The organism is Serratia sp. SCBI (assembly GCF_000747565.1).
GTDB lineage: Bacteria > Pseudomonadota > Gammaproteobacteria > Enterobacterales > Enterobacteriaceae > Serratia > Serratia ureilytica.
On the sequence record NZ_CP003424.1, the window covers coordinates 786,133 to 804,292 of the forward strand.

Genomic DNA, 18,160 nt, shown 5'->3' on the forward strand with positions numbered 1-18,160 from the left:
GTCCGTGTCGCTGATTACTTATCACGACTGGTTGTGTTGGTAACCTCTCCGGCCAATGCAGCCAGCCGTTCCAATATTTTGCGCAGTTTCTCTGGGCTACGGCTCGCTAATCCCCTCAGCTCTTCCGCACTCTCCAGACTCAAATGCCGCATCGGCACGGGTTTTTCCGGCGCTTTTTCGGCGTTTTGCACCTGGTTGCTGCCTTTCGCCATCAAGGCCGGATTAATCCTGATGTCGATCGACGACAATGATGGTAGAATTTGCGCTCGTAGTGCAGACAGCAAAGCGGGTTGTTCGTAGCGCAAGCGCATCATCCAACTGGCATTTGCCGTTTCGAGCACTAAAATACCCTGTCGGAAATTCGCGACGCGGCACCAGGGATGCAGGGGAGCGGGCAACAGGCCCTTCACTGCACGGTTAAGCTTGAGCAGCGCCACCGCGCGTTGCTGGACGTTATGCAGCGGCCCTTTGCTGCCGGCAGACGCGTCGTCGAACAGGACATCTAATAATTGTGGACGGCTATCGCGCATAATGGGCTCCGGCGGATTATAAACTCGTGATCGGTATTCTAAATCGTTGGCGACAATTTGGCAGACGTTATTTCTGGCCCCATCTCCTGTTAGGGATGGTTGCGGCCACGCTTGGCGCGCCTTCCAATTTGTCCGGCGCACCCGATCAGGCCGCATTGCCGAGCACATCGTCCAGCCTTAACCGGCAAAATTCGGCCAACGGCACCTTCAACAGCCTGGCCCTGCTGCAGGACGCGCATCGCCGTCCTACCTTCAGCGTAGATTATTGGCAGCAACATGCGCTGCGCACCGTTATTCGTCACCTCTCTTTCGCGCTGGCGCCGCAGGCGGTTTATGCGCGGGTGCAGGAGAGCGAAGCCGAAGCGGAACCCCCTTTGCAGGTAGCGCAACTGGCGCTGCTTTCTACTCTCAACGCGCTGCTGACGCATGAGCCGAAGCCGCCGACCATCATTCGCCACACCCACCTTGAGGTGCTGCCAACGCTGGCGCGGCACCAGACCGGCCTGTGGGTGGCGCAGGTGCAGGGCATTCGCGCCGGGCCCGTCGCCCTCGTCTGATCTCGCCCTTTGGGCACAAAAACCATAAATAATAGCAAGTTGACTGCCGCGCTCGGCGGTCATGACAGAGATATCAAACATCATGTTAGTGAAATTATTAACCAAAGTTTTTGGCAGCCGTAACGATCGTACCCTGCGCCGCATGCGCAAAGTGGTTGAGCAGATCAACCGCATGGAACCGGACATGGAAAAGCTGTCCGATGACGAGTTGAAAGCGAAAACCAACGAATTCCGCGCGCGCCTGGAGAAGGGCGAATCGCTGGAAAGCCTGATCCCGGAAGCCTTCGCCGTGGTGCGTGAGGCGAGCAAGCGCGTGTTCGGCATGCGTCACTTCGACGTGCAGCTGCTGGGTGGCATGGTACTGAACGACCGCTGCATCGCCGAGATGCGCACCGGTGAAGGTAAAACCCTGACCGCGACGCTGCCGGCTTATCTGAACGCCCTGAGCGGCCGCGGCGTGCACGTCGTGACCGTCAACGACTATCTGGCGCAGCGCGACGCCGAAAACAACCGTCCGCTCTTCGAGTTCCTCGGCCTGAGCATCGGCATCAACCTGCCGGGCATGCCGGCGCCGGCCAAGCGCGAAGCTTACGCTGCCGACATCACCTACGGCACCAACAACGAGTACGGCTTCGACTACCTGCGCGACAACATGGCGTTCAGCCCGGAAGAGCGCGTGCAGCGCAAACTTCACTATGCGCTGGTGGATGAGGTGGACTCCATCCTGATCGATGAAGCGCGTACGCCGCTGATCATCTCCGGCCCGGCAGAAGACAGCTCCGAGATGTACATCAAGGTCAACAAGCTGATCCCTAAACTGATCCGCCAGGAAAAAGAAGACTCCGACACCTTCAAAGGTGAAGGGCACTTCTCGGTGGATGAGAAGGCGCGTCAGGTACACCTGACCGAACGCGGTCTGATCCTGATCGAAGAGATGCTGGTGGAAGCCGGCATCATGGATGAAGGCGAATCGCTGTACTCGCCGACCAATATCATGCTGATGCACCACGTTACCGCCGCGCTGCGCGCCCACGTGCTGTTCACCCGCGACGTGGACTACATCGTGAAAGACGGCGAAGTGATCATCGTCGATGAGCACACCGGCCGTACCATGCAGGGCCGCCGCTGGTCCGACGGTCTGCACCAGGCGGTGGAAGCCAAAGAAGGCGTGGAGATCCAGAACGAAAACCAGACGCTGGCTTCGATCACCTTCCAGAACTACTTCCGTCTGTACGAGAAGCTGGCCGGGATGACCGGTACCGCCGATACCGAAGCCTTCGAATTCAGCTCGATCTACAAGCTGGACACGATCGTGGTGCCAACCAACCGTCCGATGATCCGTAAGGATATGCCGGATCTGGTGTACATGACCGAGAAAGAGAAGATCGGCGCCATCATTGAAGACATCCGAGAGCGTACCGCCAAAGGCCAGCCGGTGCTGGTGGGGACCATCTCGATCGAGAAATCCGAAGTGGTGTCCCGAGAGCTGACCAAAGCGGGCATCGACCACAAGGTGTTGAACGCCAAATTCCACGCCATGGAAGCGGACATCGTCGCCCAGGCCGGCCAGAGCGGTGCGGTAACCATCGCCACCAACATGGCGGGCCGTGGTACCGATATCGTGCTGGGCGGCAGCTGGCAGGCCGAAGTGGCGCTGCTGGAAGAACCGACCGAAGAGCAGATCGAAGCCATCAAAGCCGCCTGGAAAGAGCGCCACGACGCGGTGCTGGCGGCGGGCGGCCTGCATATCATCGGCACCGAGCGCCATGAATCGCGTCGTATCGATAACCAGCTGCGCGGCCGTTCCGGCCGTCAGGGCGACGCCGGTTCATCCCGCTTCTACCTGTCGATGGAAGATGCCCTGATGCGTATCTTCGCCTCGGATCGCGTGTCCGGCATGATGCGTAAACTGGGCATGAAAGAAGGCGAAGCCATTGAGCACCCGTGGGTGACCAAGGCGATCGCCAACGCGCAGCGCAAAGTGGAAAGCCGCAACTTCGATATCCGTAAGCAACTGCTGGAATACGACGACGTCGCCAACGATCAGCGCCGCGCCATCTACAGCCAGCGTAACGAATTGCTGGACGTGTCCGACGTGAGCGAAACCATCGCCAGCATCCGCGAGGACGTGTTCAAGAGCACCATCGACAACTACATCACGCCGCAGTCGCTGGAAGAAGAGTGGGACATTCAGGGGCTGGAAGAGCGTCTGAAGAACGACTTCGATCTGGAGATGCCGATCGCCCAGTGGCTGGACAAAGAGCCGGAGCTGCACGAAGAGACGCTGCGCGAACGTATTCTGGAGAACGCCAAAGAGCAGTACCTGCGTAAGGAAGAAGTGGTCGGCAGCGAAATGATGCGCAACTTCGAGAAGGGCGTGATGCTGCAGACGCTGGATTCCCTGTGGAAAGAGCACCTGGCGGCGATGGACTACCTGCGTCAGGGCATCCACCTGCGCGGCTATGCGCAGAAGGATCCGAAGCAGGAGTACAAGCGCGAATCCTTCAACATGTTCGCCACCATGCTGGAATCGCTGAAATATGAAGTGATCAGCGTGCTGAGCAAGGTACAGGTGCGGATGCCGGAAGAAGTGGAAGCGCTGGAACAGCAGCGCCGTGAAGAGGCCGAGCGTCTGGCGCAGCAGCAACAGCTGAGCCACCACGACGAGAACGCGCTGGTGACCGAAGATCCGAACGCGCCGGCGACCGCCGAGCGCAAAGTGGGCCGCAACGATCCTTGCCCATGCGGTTCCGGCAAGAAATACAAGCAGTGCCACGGCCGCCTGCAGTAATGCCGGCCGCGGTTGACCGATAATACCCGGGGGTTCAGCTTGCTGAGCCCCTGTTTTTTGGCACCCATCAGGAGGGTGAGATGAAACATCTGAATATCGCCGTGGGCATCATCCGCAATGCTCAACGGGAAATCTTTATTACCCGCCGCGCCGCTGACGCGCACATGGCCGGATTTTGGGAGTTTCCCGGCGGCAAGATCGAACCGGGTGAGACGCCGGAACAGGCGCTGAGCCGCGAGCTGCGTGAAGAGACCGGTATCGAAGCCGAGCGGGCCGAACTGCTGGAGGTGGTGGAACATCGCTTCAGCGATCGCATCGTGACGCTGAATTTTTATCTGGTGGAGCATTGGGCGGGCGAGCCGTTTGGCCGTGAGGGGCAGCCGATGCGCTGGGTAAAACAGGCGGAGCTGCGTGAAGACGAGTTCCCGGAAGCCAACGCCGGCATTATCCAACTGCTGGTGGCGCAGGCTGGCGCCGCGCAATAACACTATCGGCCTGGCGTGCGCCAGGCCTTCAATCGGCGATTAGCGGTCGTCGAGTTCGCTCCAGTCCTCACTTTCCGACAGATCGCTGTTGCTCGGAATGCGCTTCTCTTCATCGGCCCACTCGCCAAGATCGATCAGTTGGCAGCGCTTGCTGCAAAACGGCCGGAACGGGCTGACTTCGCCCCAAACCACGCCGGTGCCACAGGTTGGGCATTTCACTACGGTCGTCATAACGGTTCCTTACGCCTTCTGGCGGTGCTGAGAAGGCTTGCTTTCATGAGTTCAACAACAGGCCAGTTCGAACGTCAGGCGTTCAGGCACCATGCCATGTTCGCTGTCCAACGGCAGGAAACGAATGGCATAACGCGTCTTGTGGCCGGAAATTTGCGGATAAAGCTGCGGCGCCAGATGGAGGCGCAGGCGCAGTAGATCCGCCCCTTCGGCGTTGTCCTGGAAAAAGCCGTTCAGACTGATTTGATTGCGGAACGGCCCCGACTGACGGATCAGATCCAGCACCATGATCAGCGCCTGGTTCAGCGGATCCAGCGACTGCAGCCAGGCGGCGACGTCGGCATCGCGATCCTGCTGCGGCGCGTGCATCCACATGTGCAGGGTCGGCAAATCGAAGCTGCAGCAGCCGCCGGGAATGTTCAGACGCTGGCGCACCAGACCGATCAGCCGGTCTTCACGCAGTGCCTGACCGAGGCGCGGTGCCGCCATCAGCGCCGATGAACGCGACTTCAACTGGCCGCGCAACTGCTCGATCAGCGCCATATCCACGCCCGGCACATCGGCCCAGGCCAACAGTTTTTGCTGCTGACGCTCCAGCTCTTTGAGCAGTTCGGTGCGTACCTCGCCGCGCTCCAGTACGTCAAGCAAATCGGAGACGGTGCGGAAAAAGGTAAGGGCGATGGCGGTTTCGCTCAGGGCGCGCTGGCCGTGCAGCTGTTGCAGTAAAAACTCGATGCGCAGCCAGGTACGCATTTTTTCGTTCAGCGGGTGTTCAAAGAGAACGGTTGGGGAAACATCACTCATGCAGTTTAATCCTGTTGGGGCGCTGTTGCCGCCAGTTCAAGGTAGCGACGATGCAGTGCGGCGACCCGTGGCTCTATCCCCTGAGCGGCGCCGCTGTTGTCAATAATGTCATCCGCCACGGCGAGGCGCTGCTGGCGCGTGGCCTGGGCGGCGAGAATGCTCTGCGCTTGCTCGCGGCTGATGCCGTCGCGCGCGATGGTGCGAGCCAACTGGGTTTCGGTGTCGACGTCGATCACCAGCACCCGATCGGCGCGATCCTGCAGGCCGTTTTCCACCAGCAGCGGCACGACCCACAGCGCGTACGGGCTGGCCGCCTGCGCCAGTTGGCGTTGGGTCTCGCGGTGTATCAGCGGATGCAGCAGTTGGTTCAGCCAGGTTTTATCATCGGGGTGGCTGAAGATGCGCTGACGCAGAGCAGCGCGGTTGAGCGCGCCGTCCGGCAGCAACATTTCATTACCAAATCGCTCGGCGATCGCGGCCAGAGCAGGGGTGCCTGGCTCAACGACCTGACGGGCGATCACGTCGGCATCGACAATGGCTGCGCCGTGGCGCGCAAAGGCGTTCGCAACGGTCGTTTTGCCGCTGCCTATGCCCCCGGTCAACGCAACAATGTAGGCCATGGTGTTAGGTGCATCCGATGTTCATAAAAAAATAATAGACGAATCATAAAGCGATCGCGCAGAAGTGCAAGTCGGCAGGCGGCGCTTGCGCCTCGGCCCCGTTTGGACGGCGAGAAAAAGCGCAGCGGCACGGCAGAAATGAGCGGGCAATCACACTGCGATTATGCAGGTAAATTTGTCGGATTGTAGCGTAAATAAAGGCGAATTCGCAGTCTTGTTCGGCGATTATTAGCGCGTATTATAACGTCACTGGAACTGGCATTAATCTCGCCGTCATCTTTCCGCGTCACGGGAAAGCCGTCGGGCAGAGGTTCGAATATCCTCCTTGCGATCCGTCGCCATTAACCAGGAAATCATAAGTCATGCGTATTGAAGAAGATTTGAAGTTAGGCTTTAAAGACGTGTTGATCCGCCCTAAGCGTTCCACGTTGAAAAGCCGTTCCGAGGTTGAACTGGAACGTCAGTTTACCTTCAAGCATTCAGGTTGCAGCTGGTCCGGCGTGCCGATTATCGCCGCCAACATGGACACGGTGGGCACCTTCCGCATGGCTGAGGCCCTGGCTTCTTTCGACGTTCTCACCGCCGTACACAAACATTACAGCGTCGAGCAATGGGCTGACTTCGTGCAGCGCATGCCGGAATCGGTGCTGCGCCACGTGATGGTGTCCACCGGCACCTCAGAAGCCGACTTCGCCAAAATGCAGCAGATCCTGGCCCTGTCTCCGGCGCTGAAATTCATCTGTATCGACGTGGCCAACGGCTACTCTGAACACTTCGTCGCCTTCCTGCAGAAAGCGCGCGAAGCCTGCCCGAATCACGTCATCTGCGCCGGCAACGTAGTGACCGGCGAGATGGTGGAAGAGTTGATCCTCTCCGGCGCCGACATCGTTAAAGTCGGCATCGGGCCGGGATCGGTATGCACCACCCGTGTGAAGACCGGCGTGGGCTATCCGCAGCTGTCGGCGGTGATCGAATGCGCCGATGCGGCCCACGGGCTGGGCGGCCAAATCGTCAGCGACGGCGGCTGCTCGGTGCCGGGCGATGTCGCCAAAGCCTTCGGCGGCGGCGCGGACTTCGTGATGCTGGGCGGTATGCTGGCCGGCCACGACGAGTGCGAAGGCACCGTGGTGGAAGAGAACGGCGAGAAATTCATGCTGTTCTACGGCATGAGCTCCGAGTCAGCGATGAAGCGCCACGTCGGCGGCGTGGCGGAGTATCGCGCGGCCGAAGGCAAAACCGTCAAGCTGCCGCTGCGAGGCGAGGTGGAGTTCACCGTGCGTGATATCCTCGGCGGCCTGCGTTCCGCCTGCACCTACGTCGGCGCCGAGCGTTTGAAAGAGCTGACCAAGCGCACCACCTTTATCCGCGTGGCGGAGCAGGAAAACCGCGTCTTCGGCAGCAAATAAGCCGCACCTTGCATTCGGGCGCAGCGCACCGCGGCGCCCGCTATCCTTTTACCCTTATCCCAACACGCTGCCCAGTTGAAAGATAGGCAGATACATGGCGATCACCAAAGCGCCGACAATCCCACCTACCACTAGCATCAGCAGCGGCTCCAGCGTTTGCGCCAGCGTATCGGCCAGCTCGTGCGTTTGCCGTTCATACCACTGCGCCAATTTATCCAGCAAGGCGTCCAGTGAACCGGACTCTTCGCCCACTCGCACCAGCTGCCGGCACAGCGGCGGAAACAGCGGTTGCAGGCCCAGGGCATGATGAAAGGCTTCGCCTTCGGCGATCTGCCGTTGCACCTGCTCCAGCGCCTGTTTGTACAGCAGATGGTCAGCCGCCAACGCCGCCGCGTTCAACCCTTCCACCAGCGTCAGCCCGGCGCGTTGGGTCATGGTCAGGATGCGAAATGTTTGGCTCAGCGCGCCGCCGCTCACCAGCCGGGCGATCAGCGGCAGGCGCAGCAAGAGAGCCTGTTCACGTCTGCGCCACGGCGGGCGCGGGTGCAGCCAGCGGCCATAACCGAACAGCGACGCGCCCAGCAGCAGCGCCAGATAGGGGCCGGTGGCGATCAACTGCGCAGACAACGCCAGCAACCCTTGGGTAAACCAGGGCAGCGGCGCATCGAACGATTGATAAACCTTGGCGAATTCCGGCAGCACCATCACCAGCATCAACACGCTGACCATCAGCGCCACCGCGCAGATGAAGAGGGGATAACGCAGCGCTTTGGTCACCTTGCGGCGCAGCAGCAACTGGGCTTCCTGTTGTTGCGCCAGCTGCAGGCAGCAGCGATCGAGGTTGCCGGTCAGTTCACCGATGGCGATCAGCTGGCGATAGATCAGGGGAAAAATCCCCGGTTGTTCGGCGAGGGTTTCGGAAAGCGGTTGCCCTTCGCGCACCTGGTCGGCCAGCTGGCGCAACAGGCAGCGCCAGGCTGCCGAAGGATGCTCTGCTGCCAGCAACTGCAGCGCATTGACCAGCGGCAACCCCGCCTGCAGCAGAGTGGCGAGCTGGCGGGTGAAGTGGATTAACGGTTCTCCACGCCATTGGCCGGGCGTAACGCGTTTGCCGTGCCCGATTCGGCACGGTTGCAGGCCTTGTTCGATCAGCAACCGGCTCACCTGCCATTTTTCCTCGCTCATCAGTTCGCCGCGGCGTAAGGCGCCCTGTGCGTCGAAAGCCTGCCAAAGAAACAGCCGGCGCGCTTTCATGGCGCGGCTATGCCAGGCTGGACGACGTCGATCACGCGGTACAGTTCTTCCAGCGAGGTCGTGCCTTCGGCGGCCAGCGCCAGGCCCGCTTGCAGCAGCGAAAGCTGCCCCTGTTCGCGGGCGATATCCGCTAGCAGACTGGGAGCGGCGTTCGCCAGCAATGCCGCCTGTATTTCCGGCGTAATGGCCAACAGTTCATACACGCCGATGCGCCCATAGTAACCGCCGAAGCAATGCTCGCAGCCATCGGCGCGCCAGACAGTGAGCGGTTCCGGCCAGATCGCGCTGGGAAAATGCGTCGGCTGGCTGTGCGGATAGCGGCAGTGGCGGCACAGTCTGCGCACCAACCGCTGCGCGACGATCAGCTTCAGACAGCCGGCGAGCAGGTAGCCGGGGATCCCCATGTGCATCAGCCGCGTCAGGGTTTCGCCGGTGGAGTTGGTATGCAGCGTCGACAGCACCAGGTGGCCGGTTTGCGCGGCCTTGACCGCGATCTCGGCGGTTTCCGCATCGCGGATCTCGCCGATCATGATGACGTCTGGATCCTGGCGCAGCAGGGCGCGCAACACCCGGGCGAAGCTCAGCTCGGTTTTGGCGTTGATCTGGGTCTGATTAACGCCGAACAACGGGATCTCGACCGGATCCTCGACGCTGCACAGGTTGCTCTGCGCATCGTTCAACTGGCGCAGACCGCTGTACAGCGTCACCGTTTTGCCGCTGCCGGTCGGGCCGGTCACCAGGATCAACCCTTGCGGGCAGGCCAGCGCCGTCGCGTAGCGCGCCAGATCCGCCCGGCTCATGCCTAACTGATCCAGCGGCAGTTCTTGTTGCTCGCCCTGCTGAACGCGCAGCACCACCTTTTCGCCGTGCAGCGTCGGCAGAGTGGCGATACGCATGGCATAGCGCGCGCTGTCCAGCGTCAGGCTGAGCTGCCCGTCCTGAGGTTGACGGCGCTCGGCGATATCCAGTTGGCCGAGGATCTTCAGCCGGGCGATGAGGCGCGCGGTCAGCTGCGGCGGCGGTGAGGCGAGGGTTTGCAGCACGCCGTCGATGCGCAGACGAATGCGAAAATGCTGCCGAAAAGGCTCGAAGTGGATGTCCGAGGCGCGGCGCTGGATGGCCAGGCGCAGCGTCTGGTTGATGAATTGCACCACCGGCGCATCGCCGTCGTCGGGGTAGGCGATGTCGGTTGTGTCCTCTTCGGCCGCCAGCGGCGCCGAGAGCGGTTCGTGGCGCTGGTTAAGCGCCAGCTCCAACCTGGCCGCCGGCCATTGTTCCAGATGGATGCGTTTGCCGGTGGCGAAACGCAGCGCCGCCAGCAGCCCCTGCGGCGCTTCTTCGCTGAGCGCGACCGTCAGGGTGGTCGGGTCTTCGCTCAACGCCAGCGCCTGATAGCGCCGACACAGGGTGTGAACCTCTTCGCTGATTTGCGCGTTCATCGCCGTTACTCCGCCGCGTCGTCGAAGCGGAAGACTTCCCGGCACACCTCAACCAGCGTCGCGTTTTCGCTGCTGCACAGCCGGGTCCAGCGGGTCAGCCCATCGGCGTTCGACTTGGGGGTTAACGCCACCGCCAGCCCCTGCAGCGTTTGGGTGCCGGTCAGCGTGATTACGCCTTTAACGACTTTCACCCCGCTGACGTAACGCGACGCGCCGCCGCTGGGAATGCCTTTGCTGCCGGCTTCACAGCCGGCGGGCGCGCCTTCATCCAGTACGCACAGCTCGACCGCCAGCTTATACGGCGCCATGGTTTGCAGCATGTCGGTCATCGCCGCTTTCTGGATGTAGCGCTGGTAGGCGGGAATGCCGATGGCGCTGAGGATGGCGATGATGGCGATCACCACCATCAGTTCGATCAGGCTAAAGCCGCGTTGCGTTTCCATGCGTTGTTTCCTCCATAAGGGTGTGGAAAACAACGGTAGCGGTTTGCGCGGGGGAACGGCGAGCGGGTTTTACGCGTTTCTCGGCGTGCTTCCATCAGTATTGATGTCGTTTGCAGCGGAGGGAAAAACGGTGCGAGGGGCTTCGCAAATCTGCGTTAACGCCCCCGGCGGCGGCCGGGGGCGAGGGGATCATTTGAAGCGCATCGACAGATCGAGCGCGGTCACATGTTTGGTCAGCGCGCCGACCGAAATGTAATCCACGCCGGTCTCGGCGAAGGTGCGCAGCGTCTCGCTGGTGACGTTGCCGGACACCTCCAGCTGGGCGCGGCCCTGGGTTTGGGCGACCGCCTGACGCATCATCTCGACGCTGAAGTTGTCCAGCATGATGATGTCGGCGCCGGCGTCCAGCGCCTGCTGCAGCTCATCGAGCGACTCGACTTCCACTTCCACCGGCACGTCGGCGTGCAGCCAGAAGGCTTTTTCCACCGCGTTTTTGATCGAGCCGGAGGCGATGATGTGGTTTTCCTTGATCAGGAAGGCATCGGACAGCCCCAGCCGGTGGTTGCTGCCGCCCCCGCACAGCACGGCGTATTTCAGCGCGGTGCGCAGGCCGGGCAAGGTCTTGCGGGTATCGAGCAGGCGAGTCTGGGTGCCTTCCAGCAGAGCCACGTAGCGGCTGACCTCGGTCGCCACGCCGGAGAGCATCTGCACAAAGTTCAGCGCGGTGCGCTCGCCGGTCAACAGCACCCGCGCAGGGCCGCGCAGCCGGCAAAGCGGTTGGTTCGGTATCAGACGGTCGCCGTCTGCCACCAGCCACTCCACCTGCACCTGGTTGCCCAACTGAATAAAGACTTCGTTCAGCCAGCGGCGGCCGCAGAACACGCCGGCTTCGCGGGTAATGACGGTGGCTTCGGCCTGCTTGTCCGCCGGTAACAATTGCGCGGTAATATCGCGCCCGGCGTCAACTTCACCTCCCAGGTCTTCGCGCAGCGCCTGGGCGACGGAATAGGGAATATCACTTTCAATACGTTCAAGAAGCTCGGTGCGGCGACGGTCGGCACTGTAGCGGCGTGTCGGCATGGAAAACTCCGAAATGGACGGTTAGTTCGTAGGGGAACATGCTACTCTGTTGCAGGAATAAGTACCACCGCAGAGAGGTGTCTGATGCAGTTGGAAAATGGCTGGATTGTCGGGGTGACGCGAGTGGTTTCGCCGCACTGCGATCGGCGCCCGGATGACGAGCCGCCCTCGCTGCTGGTCATCCATAACATCAGCCTGCCGCCCGGCGAATTCGGTGGCCCCTATATCGACCAGCTGTTCACCGGCACGCTCGATCCCGCGCAGCACCCTTATTTCGCCGAGATCCATCAGCTGCGAGTGTCTGCGCACTGCCTGATCCGCCGCGATGGGGAGATCGTGCAGTATGTGCCCTTCGACCAGCGCGCGTGGCACGCGGGCGTTTCGCTGTATCAGGGGCGCGAACGGTGCAACGATTTCTCCATCGGCATCGAGCTGGAAGGCACCGACCAGTTAGCCTACACCGAGGCGCAATATCGCACGCTGCAGGCGGTCACCGCGCTGCTGGCCGAACATTATCCGCCGTTGGCGGCGCATATCGCCGGGCATTGCGATATTGCCCCCGGCCGCAAAACCGATCCCGGGCCGGCGTTCGATTGGGATCGCTATCTGGCATCTCTGGAACAACGCGGCGCGCCCGCCGACGCTATGCTTGAGACAAGAAAAAGGGAGAGGAATCGCTAATGACGCTGTTTACGCTGTTGCTGGTTTTGGCCTGGGAGCGCCTGTTCAAGCTGGGGGAACACTGGCAGCTGGATCATCGCCTCGAAGTGGTATTTCAGCGGCTGCATCGGGTTTCGCTGGCGCAGACGCTGGCGATGACCGCCGCCTGGATGGTGATCGTCTGGGGCGTTCTGTGGTTGTCGCACGGGTTATTCTTCGGCGTGGTGACGCTGCTGCTGTGGATCGTCATCGATCTGCTGTGCGTCGGCGCCGGCATCAAGCGCAAACACTATCGCGCCTACCTGAAAGCGGCGCGGCAGGGGGATACCCATGCCAGCGATCAGATGGCGGAAGAGCTGGCGTTGATCCACGGTTTGCCGGTGGACTGCAGTGAGGAGCTGCGCCTGCGCGAGCTGCAAAACGCGCTGCTGTGGATCAACTTCCGTTATTACCTGGCGCCGCTGTTCTGGTTCGTGGTCTTTGGGCCGTACGGGCCGATCGCGCTGGCGGGATATGCCTTCCTGCGCGCCTATCAAACCTGGCTGGCGCGCCACAATACGCCGCTGGAGCGTTCGCAGTCGGGCATCGATCATCTGCTGAACTGGCTGGACTGGATCCCGGTGCGTTTGGCCGGGGTGGCCTATGCGTTGTTCGGCCACGGCGAGCGCGCGTTGCCGGCCTGGTTCGCCTCGCTCGGCGATCGGCATTCGTCGTCGTATCAGGTGTTGACGCGGCTGGCGCAGTTCTCGCTGGCGCGCGATCCGCATATGGATCCGGTGCAAACGCCGCGGGCGGCGGTGACGCTGGCGCGCAAGGTGACGATGATCATCGTGGTGGTGGTGGCGCTGTTGACCATTTACGGCACGCTGCTGTAAACCGCCGTGAAAAACAAAACGGGCGCCTCGGCGCCCGTTTCTTTTTGGCCATCCGGCCGGGATTACAGCTTGGCGAAGCAGCGACGCGCGGCGTCGATGGTGCGCTGGATGTCTTCCTTGCTGTGCGCCACGGACATGAAACCCGCTTCGAAGGCGGACGGCGCGAGATACACCCCTCTTCCAGCATCAGGTGGAAGAAGCGCTTGAAGCGTTCCACGTCGCACTGCATCACGTCCTGGTAGCAGGTGACCGCCGGCGCGTCGGTGAAGAACAGGCCGAACATGCCGCCGACGTTGTTGACCACCAACGGAATATTCTCTTCCTGCGCCGCGTGCAGCAGGCCAGCGGCCAGCATCTCGGTCAGTTCGGTCAGCGTCTGATGCACGCCGACCTGCGACACTTCGGTCAGGCAAGCGTAGCCCGCCGCCATGGCGATCGGGTTGCCGGACAGGGTGCCCGCCTGGTAGACCGGGCCGGTCGGCGCCAGCGCGTCCATCACCTCGCGACGGCCGCCGAAGGCGCCCACCGGCATGCCGCCGCCGATGATTTTGCCAAGGCAGGTCAGATCCGGCTCGACGCCGTAATAGGATTGTGCGCCGGCCAGCGCGACGCGGAAGCCGGTCATCACTTCGTCGATGATCAAGAGCGCGCCGTACTTGTCGCACAGGGCGCGCAGGCCCGGCAGGAATTCCGGCAGCGGCGGCACGCAGTTCATGTTGCCGGCGACCGGCTCGACGATGATACAGGCGATCTCGGACGGGTACTGTTCGAAGGCGGCGCGCACCGAATCCAGATCGTTATAGGTGCAGGTCAGGGTGTGTTTGGCGAAGTCGGCCGGCACGCCCGGTGAGTTCGGCTGGCCGAGGGTCAGCGCGCCGGAGCCGGCTTTCACCAGCAGGCAGTCGGCGTGGCCGTGGTAGCAGCCTTCGAACTTGATGATTTTATCGCGGTTGGTGTAGCCGCGCGCCAGGCGGATGGCGCTCATGGTGGCTTCGGTGCCCGAATTCACCATGCGCACCATATCCATCGTCGGCACCAGCTCGGTGACCAGCTGCGCCATTTTGACTTCCATCTCGGTCGGCGCGCCGAAGCTCAGGCCGCGCTGCGCCGCTTCGATCACCGCGTCGCGGATCGCCGGGTGGTTATGCCCCAGCACCATCGGCCCCCAGGAACCGACATAGTCGATATAGGCCTTGCCGTCGGCATCGAACAGGTAAGCCCCGTCTGCGCGCTCGATAAACAGCGGCACACCGCCCACGCCGGTGAATGCACGCACCGGAGAGTTTACCCCGCCGGGGATCAACTGTTGCGCCTGGGCGTACAGACTTTCGGACTTGCTGTGTAGGCTCATAAATCGGCTCCTGGATTCTCTTTTGAATGATTTGACCGCGCTATTCTAGAGGAGAGCGCCGCGTTATGAAACGATCACAGTCAGATACCATTAACGGCAGCGCCCGCCGCCGGGTTGGGGTAGAATTATCGCCCTGCCTATTTGTATTACAAATTACCTGACGAATCACTCGCGATGACAGAATCACAATCACAGCCAGTCGGGACGTTGAGCCCGCGTCTTAGCCGCAGCGATGCGGTGCGCCAGTTTATCCGCCGCGACAAAACGCCGGTGGCGATCCTGTTGATGGCCGCGCTGGTGGGGACGCTGGCCGGTTTGCTCGGCGTGGCCTTCGATAAAGCGGTGGAGTGGGTGCAGCAGCAGCGGCTGGCTTCGCTGGCGCAGGTCGCCGACTTCTGGATCCTGGTGTGGCCGCTGGCGTTTATCTTGTCCGCGGCGCTGGCGGCGCTGGGTTATTACCTGGTGCGGCGCTTTGCGCCTGAGGCGGGCGGTTCGGGCATTCCGGAGATCGAAGGCGCGCTGGAGGAGCTGCGGCCGGTGCGCTGGTGGCGTGTGATACCGGTGAAATTCATCGGCGGCATGGGAACGCTGGGGGCGGGCATGGTGCTGGGGCGCGAAGGGCCTACGGTACAGATGGGCGGCAACGTCGGGCGCATGGTCTTGGACGTGCTGCGCATTCGCGGCGCCGAGGCGCGCCATTCGCTGCTGGCGACCGGGGCCGCCGCCGGGCTGTCCGCCGCGTTCAACGCGCCGCTGGCCGGCATTCTGTTTATCATCGAAGAGATGCGGCCGCAGTTTCGCTACAACCTGATCTCGATTAAAGCGGTGTTTATCGGCGTTATCATGTCGAGCGTGGTGTTCCAGCTGTTCAACGGCCAAGGCTCGGTGATCGCGGTCGGCAAACTCGCCTCGGCGCCCATCAACACCTTGTGGCTCTATCTGGTGCTGGGCGCGATATTCGGCGCGGTGGGCGTGGGATTCAACGCGCTGATCTTTCGCACTCAGGACATGTTCGCGCGCCTGCACGGCGGCAGAATGCGCAATGTGCTGCTGATGGGCGGGCTGCTCGGCGGCGTGTGCGGCATTCTGGGGCTGATCCAGCCGGAGGCGGCGGGCGGCGGCTTTGGGCTGATCCCGATCGCCGCGGCGGGCAATTACAGCGTCGGCATGTTGATGTTCATTTTCATTACCCGCATCTTCACCACGCTGCTGTGCTTCGGTTCCGGCGCGCCGGGCGGCATCTTTGCGCCGATGCTGGCGCTGGGCACGCTGTTCGGCACCGCCTTCGGGCTGGCGGGGGCGCATTTGTTCCCGCAGTACGGCATCGAGGCGGGCACTTTCGCCATCGCCGGCATGGGGGCGTTGTTCGCCGCCACGGTGCGCGCCCCGCTGACCGGTATCGTGTTGGTGCTGGAAATGACCGACAACTACCAGCTGATTTTACCGATGATCATCACCTGCCTCGGCGCTACGGTGGTGGCGCAGCTGCTCGGCGGCAAGCCGCTGTATTCGTCGATCCTGGCGCGCACCCTGCAACGGCAGGAGGCGCAGTTGGCGCGGGAAGCGGCGGAGAAAACAAGTAAAGAAAATACAACAAATGCGGTGAATACTTGAACGCAACACTCAGGTATCGGATAATCGTTAATATTAATCAGGCAGCCCTGGTCGCGATCTGATGCTGAACAATGTTGGGAGTAAAGAGTATGAGTGATGAAACGGCACTGCCCCTGCAATTTACCGAGGCAGCAGCAAACAAGGTCAAGTACCTGATTGCTGACGAAGAAAATCCGAACCTGAAGTTGCGGGTTTACATTACCGGCGGCGGCTGCAGCGGATTCCAGTACGGTTTCACTTTTGACGACAAGGTCAACGATGGCGACATGACCATCGAGAAGCAGGGCGTGGCGCTGGTGGTCGATCCGATGAGCCTGCAGTATCTGGTTGGCGGTTCGGTGGACTACACCGAAGGGCTGGAAGGATCGCGCTTCGTGGTGACCAACCCGAATGCCAAAACCACCTGCGGTTGCGGTTCGTCGTTCAGCATCTGAGTTTGCCTGTCAGAATATCAACCCGCTCGCTTTCCGGCCGGCGGGTTTTTTTATGCCTACCACTCCACGAGGATCACTGCCACGCCGTTCTCCTGGGCCGGTGGGTTGTGGATGATATTCGGCTGTGCCGTCGCGTGGCTGCATTCGCCCCGCAGGGCGGCGGCTCAGCGTTCGAGAATAAAGGCGGGCAGCTTGAGGTGCCAGCGGATGGCCGCCAGCCGAATGGCCAGCGTGATGACCATGCCCAGCATCATGGCTTGTTGCAGCGGCATGTTGAAGGTGTAAAACGCCGTGGCGTGCGCGATGCCACCGATGATGCAGGCAGTGGCGTAAATTTCGGTGCGCAGGATCATCGGGATCTCGCGCGCCAGCACGTCGCGGATAATGCCGCCGCCGACGCCGGTGATCACCCCCATGCAGATCGCCACCAGCGGGCCGGTACCGGCCGCGAAAGCCTTGTTGACGCCGATGCCGACGAACACCGCCAGCCCGACGGCATCGAGCACCGGCAGCACCCATTTCGGCAGGCGGCGCGGCTGGCGCACCAGCAGCAGCGTCAATACGCAGGTGATCATCGCCACCACCAGATCGGTGGGATCCTTGACCCAGAACACCGGGCCGTTGGCAAGCGCCATATCGCGGATGGTGCCGCCGCCGACCGCGGTAACCACGCCCAACACCAACACGCCGAACGGATCCATGCGCAGTTTGCCGGCTAACAGCACGCCGGAGACGGCGAACACCGCCGTACCGAGAATATCCAACCAGAACACCAGCATCAGCGGATCTCCGCCAGCTGGCGGCACAGTTGCTGCGCCGCCAACAGCAGCCGTGGCCCGCCGCGATTGAACCAGTCTTCATTCAGCGCGATCACCGGCACCTGCAGCTGCGGCGCCCAGAAGGCTTTCACATTGGCGGCCTCTTTCGCGCCGCCGGTGATGACGATGGCCTGGGGTTGGCGCGCCAGCACCTGCTCGCGGCTGATCTGCGGCCAAGGCGTGCGGCTGTCGGCGAAGACGTTCTGCGCGCCGCACAGCGCCAACACCTGGCTCTGCAGCGTGGCGCCGGAGCTGGTGAACAGCGGCTGGGTGCCGAACTGCAGCAACACGCGTCGCGGAGGGTTATCGGCGTACTGTTGCCTGAGATCGGCGAACTGGCGGCGAAGGCCGGCGGCGGCCTGATGCGCCTGGTCCGGGTGCGGGCTGTATTGCGCCAGCTTATCCAGCAAGCCGGCGATCCCTTCGAGATTATCGGCGTCCGCATAGAAGATCGGGATGCCGAATGCGGCGAGCTGATCCAGCACGCGCTGCGGATTGCCGCCGCGCCAGGCGAGGATCAGGTCCGGCTTGAGCGCCAGCACCCGCTCCAGGTTGATGCCCTGCCAGGAGGCCACCTGCTCCAGCCTGGCGGCCTGCGGCGGATAATCGGAATAGGCGCTCGCCGCCACCAGCACCTCGCCCATGCCGGCGGCATAGGCGAGTTCGGTGGCGTTGGGCGCCAGGCTGATCACTCGCTGGGCGGCCCCGGCCGGCAGGGCCAGCCAGAACGCCAGCAGCCAGAGCGCCGAGGTGAAGCGCAGCCTCACA

At 62.1% G+C, this 18,160-nt stretch carries 18 protein-coding genes and 1 pseudogene; 8 read left to right on the plus strand and 11 right to left on the minus strand.

The window, feature by feature from the left end; genetic code table 11:
• Positions 1–14 precede the first annotated feature (14 nt).
• Positions 15–530, minus strand: coding sequence for a DUF721 domain-containing protein (locus SERRSCBI_RS03525; protein WP_042783689.1), 516 nt, complete (start codon positions 528–530; stop codon positions 15–17).
• Positions 531–556: 26 nt separating this feature from the next.
• Here SERRSCBI_RS03525 and secM point away from each other — a divergent pair, with 26 nt between their 5' ends.
• The 3 genes from secM (at position 557) to mutT (ending at position 4,363) form a co-directional block, all read left to right on the plus strand.
• On the plus strand, positions 557–1,087 hold the full coding sequence (gene secM / locus SERRSCBI_RS03530) for a secA translation cis-regulator SecM (protein WP_033641856.1): 531 nt from the start codon (positions 557–559) through the stop codon (positions 1,085–1,087).
• An 82-nt stretch (positions 1,088–1,169) separates the two neighbouring features.
• Positions 1,170–3,878, plus strand: a complete 2,709-nt coding sequence (secA, locus tag SERRSCBI_RS03535) for a preprotein translocase subunit SecA (RefSeq protein ID WP_042783690.1) — start codon at positions 1,170–1,172, stop codon at positions 3,876–3,878.
• A gap of 80 nt (positions 3,879–3,958) precedes the next feature.
• Positions 3,959–4,363, plus strand: coding sequence for an 8-oxo-dGTP diphosphatase MutT (gene mutT / locus SERRSCBI_RS03540; RefSeq protein WP_042783691.1), 405 nt, complete (start codon positions 3,959–3,961; stop codon positions 4,361–4,363).
• Between the two features lie 39 nt (positions 4,364–4,402).
• Here mutT and yacG read toward each other — a convergent pair whose 3' ends face one another.
• From yacG to coaE, 3 genes are read right to left on the minus strand one after another with little or no spacing between them, the layout of a single operon-like run.
• Positions 4,403–4,594, minus strand: a complete 192-nt coding sequence (gene yacG / locus SERRSCBI_RS03545) for a DNA gyrase inhibitor YacG (protein WP_025301578.1) — start codon at positions 4,592–4,594, stop codon at positions 4,403–4,405.
• A 51-nt stretch (positions 4,595–4,645) separates the two neighbouring features.
• Positions 4,646–5,398, minus strand: coding sequence for a cell division protein ZapD (zapD, locus tag SERRSCBI_RS03550; protein WP_033641859.1), 753 nt, complete (start codon positions 5,396–5,398; stop codon positions 4,646–4,648).
• A gap of 5 nt (positions 5,399–5,403) precedes the next feature.
• Complete coding sequence (coaE, locus tag SERRSCBI_RS03555; protein ID WP_025301580.1) at positions 5,404–6,018, minus strand: dephospho-CoA kinase; 615 nt, start codon at positions 6,016–6,018, stop codon at positions 5,404–5,406.
• A 362-nt stretch (positions 6,019–6,380) separates the two neighbouring features.
• Between coaE and SERRSCBI_RS03560 the strand changes: the two genes are divergently transcribed.
• Positions 6,381–7,424 (plus strand): GMP reductase, encoded by a 1,044-nt coding sequence (locus SERRSCBI_RS03560; protein WP_015376656.1) that lies wholly within the window; start codon positions 6,381–6,383, stop codon positions 7,422–7,424.
• A 54-nt stretch (positions 7,425–7,478) separates the two neighbouring features.
• On the opposite strand, the gene hofC is transcribed toward SERRSCBI_RS03560, so the two are convergent.
• From hofC to nadC, 4 genes are all read right to left on the minus strand, one after another.
• On the minus strand, positions 7,479–8,678 hold the full coding sequence (hofC, locus tag SERRSCBI_RS03565; protein ID WP_042783692.1) for a protein transport protein HofC: 1,200 nt from the start codon (positions 8,676–8,678) through the stop codon (positions 7,479–7,481).
• Complete coding sequence (gene gspE, locus SERRSCBI_RS03570) at positions 8,675–10,117, minus strand: type II secretion system protein GspE (RefSeq protein WP_042783693.1); 1,443 nt, start codon at positions 10,115–10,117, stop codon at positions 8,675–8,677. The genes hofC and gspE overlap by 4 nt, the downstream gene beginning before the upstream one ends.
• A gap of 5 nt (positions 10,118–10,122) precedes the next feature.
• Positions 10,123–10,560 carry a prepilin peptidase-dependent pilin gene (ppdD, locus tag SERRSCBI_RS03575; RefSeq protein WP_033651664.1) on the minus strand — a complete coding sequence of 146 codons (438 nt, stop codon included), beginning with the start codon at positions 10,558–10,560 and terminating at the stop codon, positions 10,123–10,125.
• A 189-nt stretch (positions 10,561–10,749) separates the two neighbouring features.
• Positions 10,750–11,640 carry a carboxylating nicotinate-nucleotide diphosphorylase gene (gene nadC, locus SERRSCBI_RS03580; protein WP_025301584.1) on the minus strand — a complete coding sequence of 297 codons (891 nt, stop codon included), beginning with the start codon at positions 11,638–11,640 and terminating at the stop codon, positions 10,750–10,752.
• Between the two features lie 84 nt (positions 11,641–11,724).
• Between nadC and ampD the strand changes: the two genes are divergently transcribed.
• Both ampD and ampE read left to right on the plus strand, forming a co-directional pair.
• On the plus strand, positions 11,725–12,321 hold the full coding sequence (gene ampD / locus SERRSCBI_RS03585; protein WP_025301585.1) for a 1,6-anhydro-N-acetylmuramyl-L-alanine amidase AmpD: 597 nt from the start codon (positions 11,725–11,727) through the stop codon (positions 12,319–12,321).
• Positions 12,321–13,175, plus strand: a complete 855-nt coding sequence (gene ampE / locus SERRSCBI_RS03590; RefSeq protein ID WP_033631795.1) for a beta-lactamase regulator AmpE — start codon at positions 12,321–12,323, stop codon at positions 13,173–13,175. Before ampD ends, ampE begins: the two co-directional genes overlap by 1 nt.
• A gap of 62 nt (positions 13,176–13,237) precedes the next feature.
• Here the strand turns inward: ampE and hemL are convergent.
• Positions 13,238–14,526, minus strand: a pseudogene (gene hemL, locus SERRSCBI_RS03595) (glutamate-1-semialdehyde 2,1-aminomutase).
• A gap of 174 nt (positions 14,527–14,700) precedes the next feature.
• Here hemL and clcA point away from each other — a divergent pair.
• Together clcA and erpA are read left to right on the plus strand one after the other, a co-directional pair.
• On the plus strand, positions 14,701–16,140 hold the full coding sequence (clcA, locus tag SERRSCBI_RS03600) for a H(+)/Cl(-) exchange transporter ClcA (RefSeq protein ID WP_033641864.1): 1,440 nt from the start codon (positions 14,701–14,703) through the stop codon (positions 16,138–16,140).
• Between the two features lie 89 nt (positions 16,141–16,229).
• Entirely contained in the window at positions 16,230–16,574 is a 345-nt protein-coding gene (gene erpA / locus SERRSCBI_RS03605) for an iron-sulfur cluster insertion protein ErpA (protein WP_033641865.1), read from the plus strand.
• A 164-nt stretch (positions 16,575–16,738) separates the two neighbouring features.
• Here erpA and SERRSCBI_RS03610 read toward each other — a convergent pair whose 3' ends face one another.
• The gene (locus SERRSCBI_RS03610) at positions 16,739–17,353 is read right to left on the minus strand and encodes a TRIC cation channel family protein (RefSeq protein ID WP_033641866.1); all 615 of its coding nucleotides are present in this window, start codon (positions 17,351–17,353) and stop codon (positions 16,739–16,741) included.
• Positions 17,353–18,159, minus strand: a complete 807-nt coding sequence (btuF, locus tag SERRSCBI_RS03615) for a vitamin B12 ABC transporter substrate-binding protein BtuF (RefSeq protein WP_042783694.1) — start codon at positions 18,157–18,159, stop codon at positions 17,353–17,355. Before btuF ends, SERRSCBI_RS03610 begins: the two co-directional genes overlap by 1 nt.
• Position 18,160 lies beyond the last annotated feature (1 nt).

Bases quoted from the DNA above. Each gene is read 5' to 3' on its own strand.
- SERRSCBI_RS03525 (WP_042783689.1), bottom strand. From the start codon at position 530: ATGCGCGATAGCCGTCCACAATTATTAGATGTCCTGTTCGACGACGCG.
- secA (WP_042783690.1), top strand. From the start codon at position 1,170: ATGTTAGTGAAATTATTAACCAAAGTTTTTGGCAGCCGTAACGATCGT.
- mutT (WP_042783691.1), top strand. From the start codon at position 3,959: ATGAAACATCTGAATATCGCCGTGGGCATCATCCGCAATGCTCAACGG.
- yacG (WP_025301578.1), bottom strand. From the start codon at position 4,594: ATGACGACCGTAGTGAAATGCCCAACCTGTGGCACCGGCGTGGTTTGG.
- zapD (WP_033641859.1), bottom strand. From the start codon at position 5,398: ATGAGTGATGTTTCCCCAACCGTTCTCTTTGAACACCCGCTGAACGAA.
- coaE (WP_025301580.1), bottom strand. From the start codon at position 6,018: ATGGCCTACATTGTTGCGTTGACCGGGGGCATAGGCAGCGGCAAAACG.
- SERRSCBI_RS03560 (WP_015376656.1), top strand. From the start codon at position 6,381: ATGCGTATTGAAGAAGATTTGAAGTTAGGCTTTAAAGACGTGTTGATC.
- hofC (WP_042783692.1), bottom strand. From the start codon at position 8,678: ATGAAAGCGCGCCGGCTGTTTCTTTGGCAGGCTTTCGACGCACAGGGC.
- gspE (WP_042783693.1), bottom strand. From the start codon at position 10,117: ATGAACGCGCAAATCAGCGAAGAGGTTCACACCCTGTGTCGGCGCTAT.
- ppdD (WP_033651664.1), bottom strand. From the start codon at position 10,560: ATGGAAACGCAACGCGGCTTTAGCCTGATCGAACTGATGGTGGTGATC.
- nadC (WP_025301584.1), bottom strand. From the start codon at position 11,640: ATGCCGACACGCCGCTACAGTGCCGACCGTCGCCGCACCGAGCTTCTT.
- ampD (WP_025301585.1), top strand. From the start codon at position 11,725: ATGCAGTTGGAAAATGGCTGGATTGTCGGGGTGACGCGAGTGGTTTCG.
- ampE (WP_033631795.1), top strand. From the start codon at position 12,321: ATGACGCTGTTTACGCTGTTGCTGGTTTTGGCCTGGGAGCGCCTGTTC.
- clcA (WP_033641864.1), top strand. From the start codon at position 14,701: ATGACAGAATCACAATCACAGCCAGTCGGGACGTTGAGCCCGCGTCTT.
- erpA (WP_033641865.1), top strand. From the start codon at position 16,230: ATGAGTGATGAAACGGCACTGCCCCTGCAATTTACCGAGGCAGCAGCA.
- SERRSCBI_RS03610 (WP_033641866.1), bottom strand. From the start codon at position 17,353: ATGCTGGTGTTCTGGTTGGATATTCTCGGTACGGCGGTGTTCGCCGTC.